Origin of the sequence: Candidatus Symbiopectobacterium sp. NZEC127 (genome assembly GCF_025962675.1) — a bacterium.
GTDB lineage: Bacteria > Pseudomonadota > Gammaproteobacteria > Enterobacterales > Enterobacteriaceae > Symbiopectobacterium.
This window is the reverse complement of record NZ_JAGFPG010000003.1, coordinates 461,032-478,327: the sequence shown is the minus strand read 5'-3', so window position 1 is coordinate 478,327 and position 17,296 is coordinate 461,032. Positions and strand designations below refer to the sequence as shown.

Genomic DNA, 17,296 nt, shown 5'->3' with positions numbered 1-17,296 from the left:
CAGGCCGGGGACCTCTTGCAGGAGGAACGCGTTCAGCCTGTAGGAGATCCCCGCCTGCGCGGGGATGACAAAGTTTGTGCGGTTTGATGACCTACGTAAAAATTACGCCCCTTGCTGGCGACGCGCGTCGATAACATCCGGCAGTTGGTTGAGCTTCGCCAGCACCCGTCCCAATACCTGAAGGTTGTAGATCTCGATCTCCATGTCGATCACCGCGATCTGCTGTTTGGTATCACTGCGGCTGGACACGCCCAGCACATTCACCTTTTCATTCGCCAGAATGGTGGTGATATCGCGCAGCAACCCACTGCGATCGTTGGCGGTTACCCGCACCGTCAGCGAGTAGCCGCTGGAGTAGCTTTCGCCCCACACAGCATCGACAATCCGCTCTGGCGCATGGCTGCGCAGATCGTCCAACTGCTCACAGTCAGCGCGGTGGATAGAGATACCGCGCCCGCGAGTGATGAAACCGATGATCTCATCGCCTGGGATCGGCTGGCAGCACCGCGCAATATGATGCATCAGATTGCCCACCCCTTCTACCACAATGCGGCCGCTGTCCTTGCGGCTGTTCTGCGGTGGCGCTTTCTGCTGGGTGAGCTGGCGCAGCGCCTCGCGATCCTGTTCCTCAGCGCTGGGCTGGTTGAGCTGCGCCTGAAGGAAGTTCACCATCTGATTGAGGCGAATATCCCCGCCGCCAATGCCCGCCAGCAGCTCATCAAGCGAGTTGATGTTATAGCGCGGCAGCAGCAGTTTCTCAGCCGCTTTCAGGCTGATACCCAAATGCTCCAGCTCGTTATCCAGAATCTGGCGGCCAGCCAGAATATTCTTGTCGCGATCTTGCTTACGGAACCAGTTGTGGATTTTGGATCGGCCACGGCTGGTGGTGATATAGCCCAGGTTCGGGTTCAGCCAATCGCGGCTTGGATTCGGCTGCTTCTGGGTGATGATTTCAATCTGATCGCCCATCTGCAACTGGTAGGTAAAGGGCACAATGCGCCCGCCAATTTTGGCGCCGATGCAGCGATGTCCGATATCGCTATGAATGTGGTAGGCAAAATCCAGCGGCGTGGAGCCGGTCGGCAGATCGACCACGTCGCCTTTCGGCGTAAACACGTAGACACGATCGTCGAACACCTGGCTGCGCACTTCGTCCAGCATTTCGTCCGAATCGGCCATCTCTTCTTGCCAGGTGAGCAGCTTGCGCAGCCAGGCAATGCGCCCTTCGTAACCGGAGCGTCCGCCCGCAACCGCGCCCTCCTTGTATTTCCAGTGTGCGGCCACGCCCAACTCGGCATCTTCATGCATCTGTTTAGTGCGAATCTGGATTTCAAGGGTTTTGCCACTCGGCCCCAACACCACCGTGTGGATGGACTGATAGCCGTTAGGTTTCGGGTTTGCCACGTAGTCGTCGAATTCGTCGGGCAGGTGACGATAGTGGGTGTGAACGATACCGAGCGCCGCATAGCAATCTTGCAAACGTTCAACCACAATACGCACGGCGCGCACATCAAACAGTTCATCGAACGACAGGGATTTCTTCTGCATCTTGCGCCAGATGCTGTAGATATGCTTGGGTCGGCCATAGATATCGGCCTTGACCCCCTCGCCCGCCATCGCGGTGCGCAGGGTTTTGACAAAATCGTCAATGTACTGCTCACGATCAATACGACGCTCGTGCAACAGTTTGGCGATTTTTTTGTATTCATCCGGGTGCAGATAGCGGAAGCAGAAATCTTCCAGCTCCCATTTGAGCTGGCCGATACCGAGGCGGTTCGCCAAAGGTGCGTAGATGTTGGTACACTCTTTGGCCGCCAGCACGCGCTCTTCTTCCGGCGCGTCTTTGACTTCACGCAGGTGCGCGATGCGCTCCGCCAGCTTGATCACCACGCAGCGGAAATCTTCCACCATCGCCAACAGCATACGGCGAATGTTGTCCACCTGTTCAGAGGCGACAGAGTCATTTTGCGTCGCCTTCAGTTGGCGAATCGCATCCATATCGCGCACGCCGTGCACCAAATCGACGATATTCTTGCCAAACGCTTCACGCAGCGTGTCTTCATCCACCACGCCAGAGTCTGCCAGCGGGAACAGCATCGCCGCGCGCATGCTGTCGTTATCCATGCTGAGGGTGGAGAGGATCTCTACCATTTCAATGCCGCGCCACAGCAGCACCAGCCCATCGGGGTGTCCCTGCGTGTGCTGTTCACAATAGCGCCAGGTCTCGGCTAAGCGTTCACACGACTGCTGATTATTGATGCCTAACGATGCAATCCAGGCATCTGGCACAAACTCGCCGTTCGTATTCAAATGCGCACTTCTTACCGCAACCATAAACTCTCCCTACATTGCTGCTTTGCCAGAGCATGCCGCTTTGCCAGAGCGTGCCGCCTTACCAGAACGCTGCAAAAACAGTGCCATCGATTCAAGGTGGCCGGTGTGAGGAAACATATCCAACATGGCGACCTGCGCCAACGTGTAACCTGCGGCCAACAGCACTTTACTGTCCCGCGCCAACGTAGTGGGGTTACAGGAAACATAGACCACACGCTGGGGTGCAAGTTTAACAATTTGCGGCATCACTTCCGCCGCCCCGGCGCGTGCCGGGTCTAGCAGTATCTTATCAAATCCTTGGGCACTCCAGGACTGTTGCGCAACATCCTCGTCGAGATTTTGGTGAGAAAATGTGACGTTAGACAAGCCGTTACGACGCGCATTCTCTCGCCCCTTCTCCACCAACGCGGGCACACCCTCAACGCCGACCACTTCTGCCGCGCGCGTTGCCAGCGGCAGCGTGAAATTGCCCATGCCGCAAAACAGATCCAGAATGCGGTCTTGCGGCTGCACATCCAGCCACGCCAGCGCCTGTGCCACCATCTGCTGATTCACCGCGTCATTGACCTGAATAAAGTCGCGCGGGCTGAAGGCCAGCGTCATACCGTTCACGCTATAAACCGGCGTATCCCCCGTCAGGGAGGTGACGACATCGGCCTCCGGTGCCAGATAGACCGCCACCTGCTGCGCCACGGAAAACGCACGCAACGCATCGGTATCCGCCACGCTCAGGGCATCAAGATGGCGCAACACCAGCAGCGGACCGTTATCCGCCAGCACCAGTTCCACATGCCCGAGCCGCTTCACCCCTTGCAACTGGCTGAGGCAGTGACGCAGCGGGGCTAACAGGGTATCCAGTTCCGGTGCCAGCACCGGGCAGGTCGTGATATCCACCACATCGTGCGATTGCCCTTGGCGATATCCCATGCGCAAACCCGGCGCGGCTTGAGGCACTGTCTTGGCGCGGGCTGAGGCTTTCCCGCCCGCTGGCGCAGACTTTTCCCCCGACAAAAAGTATAACGCAAGACGCGCTCGCCGACGGTAACCATAGCTCGGCCCCGCAATCAGCCCGATATCCGTCAGCGTTTGTCCGGTTTCTCGCGTCATCAGCTTTTGCAGCGCGGCTGATTTGCTGCGCTGTTGCAACGCAACATCGGCGTGCTGCTGCTGACAGCCGCCGCACACGCCAAAATGCGGGCAGCGCGGTTCCACACGCTGCGCACTGCGCGTCAGCAGCCGTTTAAGTTCAGCGTGCGCATACTGGCGTTTATCCTCGGTCAGCCGGACTTCCGCCTGCTCCTCCGGCAGCACGCCAGGCACGAAAACGGTTTTGCCTTGATGACGCGCCACCCCCTGTCCAAATGGATCGAGATCGGTCACGGTCACGTTAATGGTTTGCCGGGTCGTCACACGCCGGTTTGGAGAGTAGAATTGCGCCATAGTTTGCTACTGTGTCTTTAAGCTGAACGTCTGGGCCTAATTCTCCCACATTGGAACCTCATGACCAAATACAGTCTGCGTGCCCGCATGATGATACTGATTCTGGCTCCGACATTGATTATCGGATTGCTGCTCAGCACCTTCTTCGTTATTCACCGCAGCAACCAGTTGCAGGACCAGCTTGCCAGCGCGGGTGCCAGTATTATTGAGCCGCTCGCCGCCGTTGCCGCCTATTCAATGGTAGCCAACCAGCAGGAGATGATTCAGCCGCTGATCAATATGCTGCATCGGCGCCATTCCGACATTGTACGCGCCATTATCATCACTAACGCACAACATCAGGTGTTATTCAGCACCGATTCGCGCCATATCACCCAACTGATTGATGCAGTAAAGCAGCAGCCGATGCCGTCAGGGCTGCATTCTCACCAGGTTGATGACAAGCTGTTGCTGCACATACCTATCACCATCGGCCCGGAATTCACCCGCCATGCGGGCAAGGTTGAGCGTCCCGGTGCGACCGTCGGGTATGTGTTGCTGGAGCTGGATACCGACTCCATCATGCTGCAACAGTATCAGGAGACCTTTATCGCCACGCTGTTGATGCTGCTGTGTATGGGGATTGCCGGTCTGTTCGCCTATCGCCTGGTGCGCGATGTCACCATGCCAATACGCAATATGGTGGATACCGTCGATCGCATCCGCCGCGGTCAATTGGACAGCCGAGCTGAAGGGTGCATGCTGGGCGAGTTGGATATGCTGAAAAATGGCATCAATGCCATGGCGATGTCCCTGACGGCCTACCACGAGGAGATGCAGCAAAACATCGATCAGGCCACTTACGATCTCAGAGAGACGCTGGAACAGATGGAGATCCAGAACGTCGAGCTGGATTTGGCGAAAAAGCGGGCGCAAGAGGCCGCGCGCATCAAGTCCGAGTTTTTAGCCAATATGTCGCACGAGCTGCGCACTCCGCTTAACGGCGTGATCGGTTTCACCCGTCAAACGCTGAAAACCACGTTAACTGCCACCCAGACCGACTATTTGCGCACCATCGAGCGCTCCGCCAACAATCTGTTGGCTATCATCAATGACGTGCTGGATTTCTCCAAGCTGGAAGCTGGCAAGCTGGTGTTGGAAAACATCCCGTTCTCACTGCATAACACGCTGGACGATGTCATCACGCTGTTGGCGCACACCGCCCACGAGAAAGGGCTGGAACTGACGCTCAACATTCAACCCGGCGTGCCCGAACGTTTTGTCGGCGATCCGATGCGTCTGCAACAGGTGATCACCAACCTGCTGGGCAATGCCATCAAATTCACCGAAAAGGGCAATATCGATATCCGCGTTGAGCGCCACCGCCAAAGCCATAAACGGCTGGAGTTGGAAATTCAGATCCGGGATACCGGTATCGGCATCGCTGAAGGGCAACAGGCGCAGCTATTCCAGGCGTTTCGACAGGCCGATACCAGCATTTCCCGCCGCCACGGCGGTACCGGGCTGGGGCTGGTGATCACCCAGCGGCTGGTGAAAGAGATGGGGGGCGATATTCGCTTCCAAAGCACGGTAAACCAGGGTTCCACCTTTTGGTTCCACATCACGCTAACCTGCGATCCGCACAGCGCCGTGGCGGAGAATAATCTCTCGGTACTGCAAGGACACAGCATTGCCTATGTGGAAGCCAACGCCTCCGCCGCGCAAGCCGGGTTAGATATTCTGGGACAAACGCCGTTGCAGGTGCACTTTAGCCCTACCCTTGAACAGTTACCGCCGCAACATTTCGATATTTTGCTGCTCGGCGTTCCCGTCCGGCATCGTAATACCTTGCTGGATTACACCTCGCAGCTACGCGACATGAGCCGTAAGGCAGCCTGTGTTATTTTGGCCTTGCCCAGTCTGGCACAGATGGATGCCGAACAGTTGAAATCCTTCGGTATCCACGCCTGTCTAAGCAAACCCCTTTCCTCGGTACGCCTGTTGCCGTTAATACAAGAAGGTCTGTTGATCCAGCAGTTATCCTTACTGCCCGTGACGCACGCGGCGACGCTGCCCACGCCGCGCCTGCCGCTGTGTGTGATGGCGGTGGATGACAATCCGGCCAACCTGAAACTGATCGGCACCTTGCTGGAAGAGCAGGTAGAAAACACCCTGCTGTGCGACAGCGGTGAAGAGGCTATCGCGCAGGCGGCAATGCAGGATATCGACGTCATCTTGATGGATATCCAAATGCCCGGCATGGACGGCATTCGCGCCAGCGAGCACATTCGCCAGCTTTCCCGCCACGCCACCACGCCGATTATTGCGGTCAGCGCCCATTCGCTGAGTGACGAGCGCAAATCATTGCTGCAAGCGGGGATGGATGGTTATCTGGCAAAGCCGATTGATGAACAGATGCTGGCATCGGTATTAGCGCGTTATACCCAACAACCGGTTATACCGGTTGAGAGCGAGAACGGCAGCATGACGCAATTACTGGCGGAACATGATGACAGTCAGCTCTCGCTCGACTGGTCGCTGGCAACGCGCCAGGCAGCCAACAAACCCGACCTGGCGCGCGATCTGCTGCAAATGCTGCTGGATTCCCTGCCCGACGTACAGCGACACATCGAAACGCTGTTAGCGGGCCACCCGGTGGAAGACACGCTGCCACTGATTCACAAACTGCACGGCAGTTGCGGCTACAGCGGCGTGCCACGCTTGAAGCAACTGTGTTACACACTGGAAACCGCACTGCGTAAGGGAACGGACCTGCTGGAACTGGAACCGGAATGGCTGGAGCTGCTCGATGAAATCGCCAACGTACGGCGGGCGGCGCAGGCGCATTTGCCGTAGTTCTCAGGTGCAGTCGGCAGGTCTTGCGGCGATCGGATTCTGATTCTGGCATACAGGGGAGTGCACCCTCGAACCACACTCGGCAAGGGACTGTCCACACCTTGGGTGTCAAATATTTAGGTGCTAAATTTGTCTAGACGTTAGACAGCATAGCTAATTTAATTGCAATCGGTTGGGGTATATTCCACTAGGTTGGTAGCAATCCTATCAGTTCAAAGTTGTGCGCTAGTGCGAACGCTTGGCAAACGGCATCAAAGTACGGGTCTTTAGCAATTTCATGATCAAACACGTTAGGCCCCATCCTCTTTAACAAAATCGCAATCACGGATTCAGAATGACAGATGCGTAGTGGTCTTCGATCACTGCACGCCCATGTTGATTTCTTACTGACCGTTAACTTCTGATTTACCTAGTTTTAAGGTCTTTTTCTTGATGAGTAAATAGCAATCATTAGCCATTACTCTGTCCGTGGTCACTTCAGTGCCAGTACGGCGGCAACACTCCTAACACGTGATGTACGGCTTAGGAATTAAAATTGTCGTGTTCATGTTTATGTTTATGTTTATGTTTATGTTTATGTTCATGTTCATAAGGCAACATGCCCAACGAAAAATACACAATTGGGTTCTCTGTAAATCCAAATGAGGGTGGTAAAAGGGGAATAGCGCGCTTAGTTGAAGCTTACGGTTTTTCGACGCGGCAGGCTTTTTGTTATCATTCAGGCCAATGAAAAAATACAATGACAAACAGTTGGTTAAGTGATATTTTTTCTTCTAATTGGATCATTCAGTGCTCACTTGAAACGGGCAGTTCGCTTTTCTGGTTAATAACTGGGAACATGCCAATGTTTGAAGATGGGAAACACACGTTATAAGCATTCTTCGCAAGAATGCAAATGAACGGTTCAAACTACTACATGTTTGACAAGGCTTTCATGCTCTATGCACTGCAAGATCCTGTAGTAATTTTTGATGGCGATGGTGAATATAATGCTGATCGCAAGTTTGTGACGAGACAGATGGCATGTGGCTGATTGAGGTTGAAGGTAAAACCAGTGTCTGCGATCTGCCCCATATCCCTGTAGGCAAACGTTGATATGGCGTTTTATTTTGTAGTTGGTGTTATTGCAATAATTAGAATTGTCATAAGTTAATCAATATAGTAAAGAGGGATTTTCAAATGTCTGATGAAACTAACAACCATGAAAATGATTATTTTTTTAGAGAAAGAGTAGATCGATTAATTAAATCTGAATTATTAAGCACAGTAAGGGGGCGTAGAATATTAGACACTTATATAAATGGAGATATTGCCGCCGCAGAGAGAATGTTGTTTAATTGTGAATCATCCTTGTTTAATAGAGAAAAAGAGAAAGAATTACAACAGCAACTTGCTGAAAAAAATGAGCGACTACAGAAAGCACTTAATAAGTGTAGTTTTCTTGAAAAGAAATCAGAAGCATTTTACGAAGAATCAAAATCGCTTGAAGAAAAAAACACTGATTTATCAAAAAAATCGACTAGAATAAGTGAACTTTATGAATCAACATTATTGAGCAATAAATCACTAAAAGAAAAAATCGACTCTCTCGAAAAAGAAAACAATGAATTAAAAGAGAAGAACCAACAGTCACGTATAGATGAAAACATATCAGACTATGTTGAGTCAGTAAAAAACAAGCTTAATGCAGATGACGCTTTTTTTATAAAAATGTCACATCTTTGGTCTAGTTGTGGCGCATTCTTTTGTGTTTGCGCAATAGTTGCTGCATTTTTTACTTTCAAAACAGGCATTGATACTCTTTTAAAAAACGAGGAATTGAACTCAATAAGCCTATTCTATTTATTTACACGTGGATTGTTAGGGATCGGCTTACTTTCATGGCTTTCCTACATATGCTTGAATAATTCAAGACGATACACTCACGAATCAATTCGGAGAAAAGATCGTCAACATGCTTTGATGTTTGGGCAAATTTTCCTACAGATTTTTGGCGGCACGGCTTCAAAAGAAGATGCAATTCATGTATTTAAAGATTGGAACATGTCAGGTGACACCGCATTTTCTGAAAAAACAGAACAGCCGCCATCAGTTCATGGATTATTAGCGCAGATAAAAAACATGATGCCTTCAAAATCTGATAATGCGAGTGATACAACTAAAAACCAGATGACAATTAATAATAATTAAGAGATTTTTTATGTCGCTAACTTGGTTAAAATTAGATGAAAAAAGACTATCACAACAATGGATTTTTAGATTGGCAATAGCAATACCTTTTACAATAAGTTTCTTATTATGCATACCATTATGGTTCGAAACAACATTCGACTTTTCATCTTCTGGATATGCAAGGTTCCTTTTGATGTATTCATTACCTATAGGAGTCTTGTCTTTATCTATTCCTTTGGTTGCTATCATTGCACATATACACAGGACGATTCAAACGGAAAAGCAAATACAATTAACAGATCAAAAAAACATAAGTGATAGATTTTACTCGCATTATAAATATATAACAGAATCGCTTTCATCAGTTGAATCCAGCAATATAAAAACGAATGGGGATATATTCAAACTCAAAATATCAAACATTAATTCTTTATATCGTAGTTTTTTCCCTCATTCGTCACCTGAAAATGGAGTTATTCTAGATAAAAAAACAAATTACGCGACAGAAATATCGAGTTCACTCAATAAAATTGATAAAAAACTTAAGGCATTAGAAGGTGAAACGTCAAGATCAAACATTATTCTATTTGAAATGCTGATTGAAATAACATCATTATCGAGACATTTAAACATTAACACTCACGAAATATCATCGAACCAAAACAATCGAAAGTTATTATTTATTGAGAACAATACAAAATTCAAAATTTCCACTTTTTTTTTAGAGGAAGAGGAGTTAAAAGATTATTTAAAAAACTTATACAGCATGAGCATTACCATTATGAACTTATTGGATATAAAGTTTGATTATTATCCTAACCTAAGCAATTATGCATTCAAAAACAAAGAATACCATTTCTCTTCATCTTTCAAAAAAATGAAAAAAACAAGTGAACCATTTAATTCTTTCCATATAGGAGAACTTGCGTTCACATCAGAGGAATTCGACGATTTTAATTCATATCTAACTCAATAAACCAACATATTAAAATACTTTTTATTCAGTTCAAAACCAAACACTGACCACTGTGTTTACATACAGGTTAAATACAATCCGCAGTCAACAGAGGGCTGTATGGCAGTTCATAAACAAGCATCAGGAAAATGGCTATGTGAGTGCTCCTCGCGCGAACGTGAAGACAAGCGTATGTGCAAGCACTTTGCTACCAAAAGGAAAACCATGTCCTTTGAATGATTCACAATGGAACAGGAAGAAAACACCGTGTACAGCTGAGAAGCGCGATACGCGCAAGCAGTCTGACCTGATTGATATATGTATTGCACCCACAGAATCTCGCTGAGTGACCGTGAAGTCAGAAAGAGCGTTCTTAACAGTACCTCCAAGTCATTAAGCAATCCATTGGGAACCGACTTTACCGACGGTGATTTTTCTATTTACCGTTAAAAGCGGCTTAACAGCCAATTATCATATAATTGCCGCGAAGCCAAAATCAGCCCAACCACCGTTAACCGAGAATTGTCATATTTTCGAGCGCTATTCAACGAACTGGCACTGCTGGAAAAATGGAACGCAGCAAACCAGTTAGTTAGAAAGCATGCGACCTTACAAAACCTCCGAAAGTGAAATAGCCTTCTGTAGCTCGGCCAGCACCAGAGGAAATGCGGTGAAGCCATCGCTTGCCAGAAAGTGGTTACCCTGCTCAACCGTAATGAACCTGGCGTCGAGGGATTTCGCCAACGCCTGGCTGAACCGGTAAGGCACCACGGTATCATCAGCCGCAGCGATAACGACCCGAGTGCTTGCCCTCTGCGCCAGCGCGCCATAATCAATGGCGGGTTTTATAAAGCGGTCAAGCTGCGGAAGCGTCGGCAGGCTGCCATTGAAGCCGGATACCAGAATATAGCCACCGATGGGCGCGTTGGTCGGGTGTTTTTCAAGGAATCTTAACAGCGAAATGCTGCCAAGACTGTGCGCGACAAAATAGGTGTTTTTATCTAGCGATGTCACCTGTGTTTCAAGAGCCCGTTGCCATGCCTGCGGTTGTGGATCGTCAGGAGTGGGTAAATTAACGATCGACACCGTAGCTCCCGTTTTCTCCATCTCGCTTTTCAGCCACGCGAACCAATGCTCTGACGGTGAAGCGCCGTATCCGTGAACAATGTAGATGCGCGCAGTTGATTGTTGTGTGTTTGCGGGAGAGGTACAGCCCGACAATACGGCTGCCATCGAAAGGAGTAGAGCGATAAGTTTATTCATTTTCCCTCACTGAATGGGATGAAAAGTCAGATGTTGTCGATAGACCTGAATCTTAGTGCTTCGAGCCCAATGGCACAGAGGGTGTTAGCGTCAGTGATGACAAAATGAATGGATTTTGGATCTTTGATGACGCGTCGCCCCCGGCACCAGCGCGGGGACGACGAAGAAAGGAGCCGCCAGAAAAAATCGGCAAAAAGAACGTTATTGGAGCGTTTGCGCCAGCTTGATGGTTGCCGCGACGTTACGTGCTGTCATGCGCACGTTGGCTGCCGCGTTGTCCAACGCCTCCTCCAGAGAACAGATGTTGTAAAGCACGCTGAATACTGCATCCAGGCCGTGTTCGTGCACCACGCCCACATCCGCTGTCAGGCTGCCCGCAATCCCGACCACCGGTTTGTTGTAACGCTTCGCCACGCGCGCCACGCCAATCGGCACTTTACCGTGCACCGTCTGACTATCGATGCGCCCTTCGCCAGTGATCACCAGCGACGCGTCCCGCACCAGTTCATCCAGCCCCAGCGCTTCGGTAACAATCTCAATGCCCTGACGCAGTTCCGCACCGCAGAAGGCCAATAGCGCGGCCCCCATACCACCGGCCGCCCCGGAACCCGGCACCTGATCCACATCGATATCCAGGCTGTGACGGATCACCTCGGCGTAATGCTTGAGGGCATTGTCTAACTGCACGATCATTGCCGACGTCGCCCCTTTTTGCGGCCCGAACACCGCAGAGGCACCCAGCTTGCCGGTCAGCGGATTCGTCACATCGCACGCCACCTCAAAACGGCAGCTTTTAATGCGTTGATCCAGTTCGCTGACGTCAACGCGTGTGAGCGCATCCAGCGCACCGCCGCCAAAACCGATCGGTTCGCCCTGCGCATCCAGCAGTTTTGCCCCTAACGCCTGCGCCATGCCCGCGCCGCCGTCATTGGTAGCGCTGCCACCGATACCGATAATGCAGTGTTTTACCCCATGGTCCAGCGCGCTGCGAATCAGCTCGCCCGTGCCATAGCTGGTGGTCAGCAGCGGATTACGCTGCGCGGCTGGCACCCGCTCCAACCCGCTGGCCGCCGCCATTTCGATAAAGGCGGTTTTTTCATCACCCGACAGGCCGAAAAAAGCGTCGATCTTGTCGCCCAGCGGGCCGGTAACCTGAACCTCGACAATACGCCCTTGCGTTGCCGCCACCATGGCTTCAACCGTACCTTCGCCGCCATCCGCCACGGGCAGCTTGACGTAGCTGGCGTCAGGAAAAATCTCCCGAAAACCGGCTTCAATCTGTGTAGCAACTTCCTGTGCTGACAGGCTTTCTTTATAAGAATCCGGTGCGATAACTATTTTCATAAACGATCCGATTTCATAAACGATCCACCAGTATCAACGGGCCGCGGAGTCGTTACGGGTCAGTATGTCAGGTCGGTATCGAATAGTCGTCGTACCGACCTGTTGCCTTAGCGAGTCACTTCAACGTTGGCCAGCTTTTCGTAGTACCGTGCTAATGCACAGTGATCTGCCGTTCCCAGTTCGTCCGCTTTCAGCGCCTGCATCATTTCCATCACCGCCGCCGTTAACGGCAACTGCGCGCCAACGCCGTGCGAAGTATCCAGCGCGTTCGCCAGATCCTTGATGTGCAGATCGATACGGAAGCCCGGTTTGAAGTTGCGATCCATCACCATCGGCGCTTTGGCATCCAGCACCGTGCTGCCCGCCAACCCACCGCGGATTGCCTGATACACCAGATCCGGGTTTACGCCCGCTTTGGTCGCCAGCACCAGCGCTTCAGACATGGCGGCGATATTCAACGCCACGATCACCTGATTCGCCAGTTTGGTCACGTTGCCTGCGCCGATGTCGCCGGTGTGCACTACGGAACCCGCCATCGCTTTCATCACGTCGTAGCAGCGATCGAATATCGCTTTGTCACCGCCCACCATCACGGACAGGGTGCCGTCGATGGCTTTCGGCTCACCGCCGCTCACCGGTGCATCCAGCATCTCGATGCCTTTTTCTGCCAGTGCAGCCGCAATTTCACGGCTGGCCAGCGGCGCAATGGAGCTCATGTCAATTACGATGCTGCCTTCGCGCGCACCGTCGATAACGCCGTTTTCACCCAGCACCACTTCTTTCACGTGCGGTGAATTGGGCAGCATGGTGATGATGATATCGCTCTGCTCGGCAACCGCTTTGGCGGTGTCGGCGGCGGTAGCACCGGCGGCAACCACTTCCGCGACCACAGCGCTGTTTCTGTCGGAGACCACCAATGAGTAACCTGCTTTGATCAGGTTTTTACTCATCGGTTTACCCATAATACCCAGTCCAATAAAACCAATTTTCATTACGTTAACCCCGTAGTCCGATCGTTAAATGCGGTAATGGCCTGACTGGCCCGGATTTATTCAAATGATTTTTTGAATTTGTCACACAGCGCCGCAGTGGCACCACGGAACACGCCCAGATCGCTGCCAACGGCAACAAAGCTGGCACCCCACTCCAGGTAACGGCGCGCATCCGCTTCAACCGGTGCCAAAATGCCGCTCGGTTTGCCGTGCGCTGCCGCACGCTCAAAAATATGACGGATGACTTTCTGCACTTCCGGGTGATTTGGTTGCCCCAGATAGCCCAGTGCCGCAGAGAGATCGCCCGGTCCAACGAAAATACCGTCCACACCGTCGACCGCCGCGATGGCATCCAGGTTGTCGACACCTTCCTGGGTTTCGATCTGCACCAACACCGTGATGTTGTCGTTGATGGTGGCGAAATAGTTGGGTTCGGTACCAAAAGCATTGCTGCGATGACCGACAGAGACACCGCGAATACCGGCAGGGGGATAACGCGTAGACGCCACCGCGCGCACCGCTTCTTCTTCGGTTTCCACAAACGGGATCAGGAAGTTATAGAAACCGATATCCAGCAGACGTTTGATGATGACTGGCTCATTGCAGGGCGGGCGTACCACCGGCGCACTGTGGCTGCCTTTCAGCGCCATCAGCTGAGGAATAAAGGTGCTGATGTCGTTCGGTGCATGCTCTCCGTCCAGCACCAGCCAGTCAAACCCGGCCAGACCCAGCACTTCGGTAGAAATGGGGTTAGCCAACGCACACCAGCAACCGATCAGGGTTTTTCCCTCGGTTAACTCCTGGCGAAACCGATTTGGCAACAATGGCGTCTTCATGTTTTATCCTTACTCTTTATCGCGCCGCCCCGGATGAGGCGGCGTACAGCGTGAATTAACGAACCAGGCAGGGGCGTTTGTTATCGAACGTCCAACCAGGAATGAGGTACTGCATGCCAACCGCATCGTCACGTGCGCCCAGCCCCATGTTTTTGTACAGCTCGTGCGCTTTCATCACCTGATCCATGTCGAGCTCAATGCCCAGACCCGGTTTCTTCGGCACTTCAATCATACCGCCGACAATTTTCAGTGGCTCTTTGGTGATGCGCTGGTTGCCTTCCTGCCAAATCCAGTGCGTATCAAGCGCGGCAATTTTACCCGGTGCGGCAGCACCGACGTGGGTGAACATGGCGAGCGAGATATCGAAATGGTTGTTGGAGTGCGAGCCCCAGGTCAAGCCCCACTCATGGCACATCTGCGCCACACGTACCGAACCTTGCATGGTCCAGAAGTGCGGGTCCGCCAGCGGGATATCGACCGATTGCAGAGAGATAGTGTGTCCCATCTGACGCCAGTCAGTGGCGATCATGTTGGTGGCCGTCGGCAAGCCGGTCGCGCGGCGGAACTCCGCCATCACTTCGCGGCCAGAGAAGCCCTGCTCTGCACCGCACGGATCTTCCGCGTACGCCAGCACGCCGCGCAGTTGCTTGCCAAGGCGAATGGCCTCTTCCAGTGACCAGGCACCGTTGGGATCGAGGGTGATACGCGCCTGCGGGAAACGTTTGGACAGCGCGGTAACCGCTTCCGCCTCTTCGCTACCGGCCAGCACGCCGCCTTTCAGTTTGAAATCATTGAAACCGTATTTTTCATAGGCGGCTTCCGCCAAACGCACTATCGACTCAGGGGTCAGCGCTTCTTCATGACGCAGGCGATACCAGTCGCATTTCTCATCCGGCTGGCTCTGATACGGCAGGTCCGTTTTGGTACGATCGCCGACATAGAACAGATAACCGAGCATTTCTACAGCGTCACGCTGTTGACCATCACCCAGCAGGGCGGCAACCGGCACGTTGAGGAACTGGCCCAGCAGGTCGAGCATGGCGGCTTCAATCCCGGTGACCACGTGAATGGTGGTACGCAGATCGAAGGTTTGCAGCCCGCGACCGGAAGCATCGCGATCGGCAAACTGGTTACGCACGGCATTCATGACGTTCTTATATTCGCCCAGCGTTTTACCGATCACCAAAACCGACGCCTCTTCCAGCGTTTGGCGAATCTTCTCGCCACCGGGAATTTCACCCACACCGGTATGACCTGAGTTATCTTTCAGAATCACGATATTACGCGTGAAGTAAGGCGCATGCGCCCCGCTCAGGTTCAGCAACATGCTGTCGTGTCCCGCGACGGGGATGACTTGCATGTGGGTAATCACCGGTGTGGATTGTTGTAGGGTCATGTTGTTATCCTTTTAGTCTGTCTTTCGGTAGCTGTCTTGATAAGCTTGCTTTACTAAAGCGTTTGCCTGCCCGTTGCGCAGGCCCGTTTATTAACGACCGAAAACGGGACGCTTGCGATCGAATGTCCAGCCGGGAATCAGGTACTGCATGGCCGCCGCATCATTGCGCGCGCCGCTGGGCAGTTTTTTGTGTAACTCATGGGCCTTCATCACTTGCACCATATCCAGCTCAACCCCCAGCCCTGGACGCTCGGGTACGGCAATCTTGCCGTTGACGATCTGTAGCGGCTCTTTGGTCAGATGCTGCCCTTCCTGCCAAATCCAGTGGGTATCAATCGCGGTAGGGTTGCCCGGAGCGGCCGCGCCAACGTGGGTAAACATGGCGAGTGACACGTCAAAATGGTTATTGGAGTGGCAGCCCCAGGTCAGGCCCCAATCGTTACACAGTTGCGCGACGCGCACCGCACCGTGCATGGTCCAGAAATGCGGGTCCGCCAACGGGATGTCCACGGCTTGCAGCATCACGGCATGGTTCATTTCACGCCAGTTGGTAGCGATCATGTTGGTTGCCACTGGCAGGCCGGTGGCGCGACGGAACTCCGCCATCACCTCACGGCCAGAGAAACCTTGTTCAGCCCCACAGGGATCTTCGGCATAGGTCAGAATGCCGTTCATGCCTTTGCACAAACGGATGGCCTCATCCAGCAGCCAGGCACCGTTGGGATCGACGGTGATGCGGGCATCCGGGAAGCGTTTTTTCAGCGCCTTCACCGACTCAATCTCTTGTTCGCCCGGCAGTACCCCACCTTTCAGTTTGAAATCTTTGAAACCGTAACGATCGGCAGACGCTTCAGCCAACCGCACAATGGCGTCGCTGTCCATTGCCGCCTGATGGCGCAGGTGATACCACTCGTGCTTGCCGGTTTCCCCCGGCAGATAAGGCAGATCTGTTTTAGTGCGATCGCCGATGTAGAACAGGTAGCCCAGCACCGTGACTTCATCACGCTGTTTGCCCGGCCCAAGCAGCTCGGCAACCGGCACGCCCAGAAACTGCCCTTGTAAATCCAGCAGCGCGGCTTCCAGCGCCGCCACGGCGTTGACCCGCAGTTCAAACGTCCAGGCCCCTTTGCCGAAGGCATCAAAATCAGAGGATTGGTTACCGGTGTGCACGTCATGCACCAGACGGTTCATCCGCGCAATCTGTTCACCTTTCACACGGGGGATCGCATCGACCAGCGTGCGGTAAATTACCTCGCCGCCCGGTGCTTCGCCCACACCGGTGTGGCCCGCGCTGTCGGTCAACACCACCAGGTTGCGCGTGAAATAGGCACCGTGTGCGCCGCCAATGTTCAACAGCATGCTGTCATAGCCGGCAACCGGGATAACCTTCATGTCGGTAATGACCGGGGTACTCTGGGTGTTATTTATCATCGTGTGTTCCAGCCGAGGTCAGTGTCAGCGCGGAAGAGACAAATTCTCACTACAGGGCAACGTATCTCCGCGCACCGTCGTTGCTCTACTGCATCAAATTATAATGACTGACATGCGCCGGCTCATTGGGCGAGTGCACAACATTTTGTCTCAGGATAATGATTAAATGGTAACTCGGCACAACGCATTGCGAAGTCATTCACGAAATTAGCGTTTATGTGAAGTGGAAATGAAAAATGGCACACCGCCAATGATTAACGCACGTGAAAAATAGCGCAGGCGAATAGGTTAATCGCCG

14 protein-coding genes are annotated in these 17,296 nt (G+C 52.5%); 6 read left to right on the top strand and 8 right to left on the bottom strand.

The window, feature by feature from the left end:
- Positions 1-102: 102 nt before the first annotated feature.
- Positions 103-2,334: a GTP diphosphokinase gene (gene relA, locus J5069_RS15505; RefSeq protein WP_264644722.1), complete on the bottom strand. Its 2,232-nt coding sequence runs from the start codon at positions 2,332-2,334 to the stop codon at positions 103-105.
- Positions 2,335-2,343: 9 nt separating this feature from the next.
- A complete protein-coding gene (gene rlmD, locus J5069_RS15500; protein WP_264644721.1) occupies positions 2,344-3,774 on the bottom strand; it encodes a 23S rRNA (uracil(1939)-C(5))-methyltransferase RlmD in 1,431 nt (476 codons plus the stop codon).
- A 60-nt stretch (positions 3,775-3,834) separates the two neighbouring features.
- On the opposite strand from rlmD, the gene barA reads away from it, so the two are divergent.
- From barA to J5069_RS15480, 6 genes are all read left to right on the top strand, one after another.
- Complete coding sequence (gene barA / locus J5069_RS15495; protein WP_264644720.1) at positions 3,835-6,609, top strand: two-component sensor histidine kinase BarA; 2,775 nt, start codon at positions 3,835-3,837, stop codon at positions 6,607-6,609.
- 739 nt (positions 6,610-7,348) lie between these two features.
- The gene (locus tag J5069_RS24295) at positions 7,349-7,483 is read left to right on the top strand and encodes a helix-turn-helix domain-containing protein (protein ID WP_413542239.1); all 135 of its coding nucleotides are present in this window, start codon (positions 7,349-7,351) and stop codon (positions 7,481-7,483) included.
- A gap of 21 nt (positions 7,484-7,504) precedes the next feature.
- On the top strand, positions 7,505-7,642 hold the full coding sequence (locus J5069_RS15490; protein ID WP_264644719.1) for a hypothetical protein: 138 nt from the start codon (positions 7,505-7,507) through the stop codon (positions 7,640-7,642).
- Positions 7,633-7,704: a hypothetical protein gene (locus tag J5069_RS24290; RefSeq protein ID WP_413542246.1), complete on the top strand. Its 72-nt coding sequence runs from the start codon at positions 7,633-7,635 to the stop codon at positions 7,702-7,704. Before J5069_RS15490 ends, J5069_RS24290 begins: the two co-directional genes overlap by 10 nt.
- A gap of 84 nt (positions 7,705-7,788) precedes the next feature.
- Positions 7,789-8,799 (top strand): hypothetical protein, encoded by a 1,011-nt coding sequence (locus J5069_RS15485; protein WP_264644718.1) that lies wholly within the window; start codon positions 7,789-7,791, stop codon positions 8,797-8,799.
- A gap of 10 nt (positions 8,800-8,809) precedes the next feature.
- Positions 8,810-9,757 carry a hypothetical protein gene (locus J5069_RS15480; protein WP_264644717.1) on the top strand — a complete coding sequence of 316 codons (948 nt, stop codon included), beginning with the start codon at positions 8,810-8,812 and terminating at the stop codon, positions 9,755-9,757.
- A gap of 588 nt (positions 9,758-10,345) precedes the next feature.
- On the opposite strand, the gene J5069_RS15475 is transcribed toward J5069_RS15480, so the two are convergent.
- The 6 genes from J5069_RS15475 to J5069_RS15450 all read right to left on the bottom strand — a co-directional run bounded on the left by J5069_RS15475 (position 10,346) and on the right by J5069_RS15450 (position 16,998).
- Positions 10,346-10,999 carry an RBBP9/YdeN family alpha/beta hydrolase gene (locus J5069_RS15475; RefSeq protein WP_264644716.1) on the bottom strand — a complete coding sequence of 218 codons (654 nt, stop codon included), beginning with the start codon at positions 10,997-10,999 and terminating at the stop codon, positions 10,346-10,348.
- Positions 11,000-11,200: 201 nt separating this feature from the next.
- Positions 11,201-12,343, bottom strand: a complete 1,143-nt coding sequence (locus J5069_RS15470) for a glycerate kinase (protein ID WP_264644715.1) — start codon at positions 12,341-12,343, stop codon at positions 11,201-11,203.
- Between the two features lie 107 nt (positions 12,344-12,450).
- The gene (gene garR, locus J5069_RS15465; protein WP_264644714.1) at positions 12,451-13,335 is read right to left on the bottom strand and encodes a 2-hydroxy-3-oxopropionate reductase; all 885 of its coding nucleotides are present in this window, start codon (positions 13,333-13,335) and stop codon (positions 12,451-12,453) included.
- A 56-nt stretch (positions 13,336-13,391) separates the two neighbouring features.
- Complete coding sequence (gene garL / locus J5069_RS15460; protein ID WP_195312217.1) at positions 13,392-14,171, bottom strand: 2-dehydro-3-deoxyglucarate aldolase; 780 nt, start codon at positions 14,169-14,171, stop codon at positions 13,392-13,394.
- 55 nt (positions 14,172-14,226) lie between these two features.
- Positions 14,227-15,567, bottom strand: a complete 1,341-nt coding sequence (gene gudD / locus J5069_RS15455; protein WP_264644713.1) for a glucarate dehydratase — start codon at positions 15,565-15,567, stop codon at positions 14,227-14,229.
- Positions 15,568-15,657: 90 nt separating this feature from the next.
- Positions 15,658-16,998, bottom strand: a complete 1,341-nt coding sequence (locus J5069_RS15450; RefSeq protein WP_413542238.1) for an enolase C-terminal domain-like protein — start codon at positions 16,996-16,998, stop codon at positions 15,658-15,660.
- Between the last annotated feature and the right edge of the window lie 298 nt (positions 16,999-17,296).

Excerpts from the sequence above, each read along its gene's own strand:
- garR (WP_264644714.1), bottom strand. The coding sequence starts at position 13,335 with ATGAAAATTGGTTTTATTGGACTGGGTATTATGGGTAAACCGATGAGT.
- J5069_RS24295 (WP_413542239.1), top strand. The coding sequence starts at position 7,349 with ATGACAAACAGTTGGTTAAGTGATATTTTTTCTTCTAATTGGATCATT.
- J5069_RS15485 (WP_264644718.1), top strand. The coding sequence starts at position 7,789 with ATGTCTGATGAAACTAACAACCATGAAAATGATTATTTTTTTAGAGAA.
- garL (WP_195312217.1), bottom strand. The coding sequence starts at position 14,171 with ATGAAGACGCCATTGTTGCCAAATCGGTTTCGCCAGGAGTTAACCGAG.
- J5069_RS15490 (WP_264644719.1), top strand. The coding sequence starts at position 7,505 with ATGAACGGTTCAAACTACTACATGTTTGACAAGGCTTTCATGCTCTAT.
- gudD (WP_264644713.1), bottom strand. The coding sequence starts at position 15,567 with ATGACCCTACAACAATCCACACCGGTGATTACCCACATGCAAGTCATC.
- barA (WP_264644720.1), top strand. The coding sequence starts at position 3,835 with ATGACCAAATACAGTCTGCGTGCCCGCATGATGATACTGATTCTGGCT.
- J5069_RS15470 (WP_264644715.1), bottom strand. The coding sequence starts at position 12,343 with ATGAAAATAGTTATCGCACCGGATTCTTATAAAGAAAGCCTGTCAGCA.
- relA (WP_264644722.1), bottom strand. The coding sequence starts at position 2,334 with ATGGTTGCGGTAAGAAGTGCGCATTTGAATACGAACGGCGAGTTTGTG.
- J5069_RS15450 (WP_413542238.1), bottom strand. The coding sequence starts at position 16,998 with ATGATAAATAACACCCAGAGTACCCCGGTCATTACCGACATGAAGGTT.
- J5069_RS15475 (WP_264644716.1), bottom strand. The coding sequence starts at position 10,999 with ATGAATAAACTTATCGCTCTACTCCTTTCGATGGCAGCCGTATTGTCG.
- rlmD (WP_264644721.1), bottom strand. The coding sequence starts at position 3,774 with ATGGCGCAATTCTACTCTCCAAACCGGCGTGTGACGACCCGGCAAACC.
- J5069_RS15480 (WP_264644717.1), top strand. The coding sequence starts at position 8,810 with ATGTCGCTAACTTGGTTAAAATTAGATGAAAAAAGACTATCACAACAA.